This window comes from Azohydromonas aeria, assembly GCF_009760915.1.
Taxonomy (GTDB): Bacteria; Pseudomonadota; Gammaproteobacteria; order Burkholderiales; family Burkholderiaceae_C; genus Azohydromonas; species Azohydromonas aeria.
Genome location: NZ_VIDQ01000167.1, coordinates 1 through 3,418, shown reverse-complemented (window position 1 = coordinate 3,418; position 3,418 = coordinate 1). Strand labels below are relative to the sequence as shown.

The 3,418-nt window shown below is 72.1% G+C and carries 3 protein-coding genes; 1 reads left to right on the top strand and 2 read right to left on the bottom strand.

Translation table 11 applies throughout. From position 1 onward, the window contains the following. Together FJ694_RS36125 and FJ694_RS36120 are read right to left on the bottom strand one after the other, a co-directional pair. Nucleotides 1-258, bottom strand: a 258-nt coding sequence (locus FJ694_RS36125; RefSeq protein WP_157272342.1) for a single-stranded DNA-binding protein, incomplete at its 3' end; no start/stop codon positions are given. A gap of 135 nt (nucleotides 259-393) precedes the next feature. Continuing rightward, complete coding sequence (locus FJ694_RS36120; RefSeq protein ID WP_157272341.1) at nucleotides 394-2,928, bottom strand: gamma-glutamyltransferase; 2,535 nt, start codon at nucleotides 2,926-2,928, stop codon at nucleotides 394-396. 284 nt (nucleotides 2,929-3,212) lie between these two features. Here FJ694_RS36120 and FJ694_RS36115 point away from each other — a divergent pair. After that, nucleotides 3,213-3,418 (top strand): HIT family protein (locus FJ694_RS36115; RefSeq protein WP_157272340.1); only part of this gene is annotated, 206 nt, incomplete at its 3' end.

Genomic DNA, 3,418 nt, shown 5'->3' with positions numbered 1-3,418 from the left:
TGCCGGCCGGGGCTGCCCTTCCCTGTCCGTCCAGACCTTCGGCGTGAGCGTGCCGGTCAGCGACACCGCGTCGCCATCGCAGAGCGCCAGCAGCGCCGTCTGGGCCAACGTGTCGAACGCCAGGACGTTGACGAACAGCGTCTCGCCGCCGGCCGTGGCGGCACGCACCTTGGCCGTCACGAACGGCTTGCCGCTGTTGTTGCCAACACGCTGCTCAGGCCGTCCGTAGACCTTGCCGGAAACCAGTCCCTCGATCATCAGCGTGCTCCTTGGACTCAGGCTGTTGCTCGTGCCTCAACGGTAGCGCAGCTGGCCCTGATCAGCCGGTCCCGGCTGGGATATTCCCGGGCTGCTGTGGCCGTCGCAGTCCGTGCCTGCAAGGCTGCGAGCGGCTCAATACCCGTTGCCCGCCCCGGCCCGCCGCGGATCGGCCGCACCATGGAAGATCGGGAAGCCGAACACGTCGTAGTCCACGGCGATACCCGCCAGGCCGCTGACGAGCCCCGTGCCGCGTAGCGTGGTTGTCGTGTAGCCGTAGCGGCTGCGCATCCCGTCGATCAACCCGGCCACGGGCTTGCCGCTCTCGAACTCGGCGATGGAGCTGCCCAGGCCCTGCCCGGTCCAGTTGTCGGCGTTGATGGCCGCCTGCAGCTCCATCCCGTAGACGGCGTGCCCCAGGAAGGTCTTGACGATGTAGTCGGGAATCGGGCCGCCGCCAGCCGCGCCCCAGGCCAGCCGCACGCGGCCATCGGCGTCCAGGGCAATGGACGGCGCGATCGAGCTGCGCGGGCGCTTGTTGGCGGCGTAGCCGTTGACGTCGATGCCCGGCGTGCCGGCGGAGAAGTTCGACAGCGCGTTGTTGAGCATCATGCCCGCGGCCTCGATGTGCGCACCCCAGTGCGTGTTGATCGTGGTCGTCATGGCCAGCGCGTTGCCGTAGCCGTCCACGATCGCCAGGCTGCTGGTGGTGTTCCAGTCCTCCTCGCGCAGGGCCCGGCGCGAGGCCTTGGCCAGGCGGGTGATGGGTAGCGGCGCAGCAGCGGCAGCCAGCGGGTCGTAGCCGGCAGGGTCGGTGGCCACGAAGGGCGGGATGCCGTCGGCCGGGGTGCCGGCGCCGACGCTGCCCAGGGCGGTGCCGTTCACCAGTGCCGCGCGGGCGTCCAGGTAGCCGGGTGCGAGCAGCGCCGCCACGCGCTCGTTGACGTTGGAGTAGGCCGGGTCGCCCACGATGTTGCGCCGGTCGGCGTTGGCCAGCCGGCTGGCCTCGGCCACGCGGTAGTAGAACGCCTCGCTGCCCCAGGGCTGGCTCCTGAGGTCCAGCCGCTCCAGCAGCCCCAGCGAGTACAGCGCCACCACGCCGCCGAAGAGCGGCGCGGGCTGGGTGTGGATGGTCATCCCGAAGTGCTGGCCCACGAGCGGGCGGCGCTCCACGGCGCGGTAGGCGCCGAAGTCCTCGGCCGCCATCAGGCTCGGGATGCGCGCCGGCGTGATTGGCGCCGAGGTGGTGCCCGCCGCGACGTTGTAGGTGGACGGCAGCAGCGACGTGCAGTTGTTGGTGCCGTCGCTCCTGATCCTGTCGGCCTGGAAGCGCTGCAGGATGGCCGTGGCGATCGGGCCCGCGGGGTCGTAGAAGGCCGCCGCGCCGCCGTCGCGCACCAGGCGCATGGTCTGCGCCAGTGGCGCGTTGGTGATGGGCGTGCCCACGGGCAGCGGCTTCTCGCCGGCCGGGTCGGAGGCATCGCAGTAGCGCGCCTGGATGTCCTTGTACCTGCAGCGCACGGCGCCCCAGCGGTCGCGCGCGGTGTTCCACCAGGCCTTCACGCCGCCGGCGTTGAGTGCCGCGCCGGTCTCCTCGTCAAACACGGTGCCGTCGCTGTAGAGCGTGGAGTACATGTACTTCGTCATCGGGAAGCCGCCCTCGGCCAGGTCGATGGCCTCCTCCCACAGGCCACCCCACGCCGTGCGGCCGTGGCGCTGGTGCAGCAGGTCCAGCACCGCCACCGTGCCGGGCACGCCCGTGGCCCGGCCGGAGATGTTGACGTTGCCCTGCTGCGCCGAGAGGCTGCCACCCAGCGATTGCCCGGAGCGGCACTGCAGGTCCGAGGGCACGGCCATCTGGTAGATCGAGGTGATCGGCACGGTGCTGGTGCCGCCGATGTTCGCCGGCGCGCTGGACAGGCCGTCGTAGGCCCGAACCTGGCGCGTGGCGGCGTCGTAGTAGGTGACGACGCTGCCGCCGCCCAGGCCCGAGGCGAAGGGCTCCACCACGCCCAGCACCGCCTGCACGGCCACCGCGGCGTCGGCTGCCGTGCCGCCGCGCGCCAGCACCCGGCAGCCGGCGGCCGAGGCGTTGACGTCGGCGGAGGCCACCATGACGTTGGTGCCAGTGATACCCACGGTCTGCGCGTAGGGCGCACCCGGCTGGGTCCGGCAGCGCGCGGGGTCGAAGGTCACCACCCGGTGCACCGGCGTGCCCATCGTCTTCCACGTCAGACCGGCGGGGTCGAAGCGCAGCACCGTGGCGTGTCGCAGCGTGATGGTGTCGGCCGCCTGCACGGTGGCGCCGGCGGCCACGTCGCCCACCTCGACATCGCCGTCGATGACCGTGGTGCCCGGCACCGCGTGCGCCACGCTCAGGGACAGGCCCGCCTGCGCCACCGGTCCCACGCTGACGCTCACCCGGTAGGTCACCTCGTGCACCACGCTGTTGCCGATGCGCCGGTCCGCCACCGGCGTGAGCGTCGTCACGACGGCGGCCGCTTCGCTGGCCACCCCGGCCGCCTGGGCCAGCTGCTGACCCGTCTCGCTGGCCTGCGCCGACGACTGGTCGCCCCCGCCGCAGCCCGCGAGCATCGCCGTGCCCAGCAGCGACAGGATGCCCACAGGCCACCAGTGCGGGACAGCACGCCGCCGGGGTGAAGGGGACATGCTCGATACGGCTGGCATGGGGACGGGCATCGCTGGAACTCCTGTGGTGTGCGGGGACGAGGGCCCGCGCGTCACGGGCAATCTAGGCAGGTGGGTGACCGCTCACAAGCCGTCGCTCGTGCGGGTTGCGCCAGCGGCTCGCTTGCGGCAGGGCCGGCGATGCAGAGCGCGCGGTGACAGTCCATGTGCAGCGGATGCCCTCATAGCGCGGCAGCGGCAGCCGGCTGTGCATCTGCGCCTGGCCAGGCGACCGGGGCGCCCGATCCAGTCGGTACGATCGCCCGATGAACTCCAATGGCTGCCCGTTCTGCACCCTGCCCCGCGCGCGCATCCTCGGCGGGAACGAGCACGCGCTGTGGATCCGCGACGGCTTTCCCGTCTCGCCCGGCCACAGCCTCGTGATCCCGAAGCGCCACACCGGCTCCTTCTTCGACACGAGCGATGCCGAGCGCCAGGCGCTGCTGGCGCTGCTCGACGAGGCCAGGGCTGC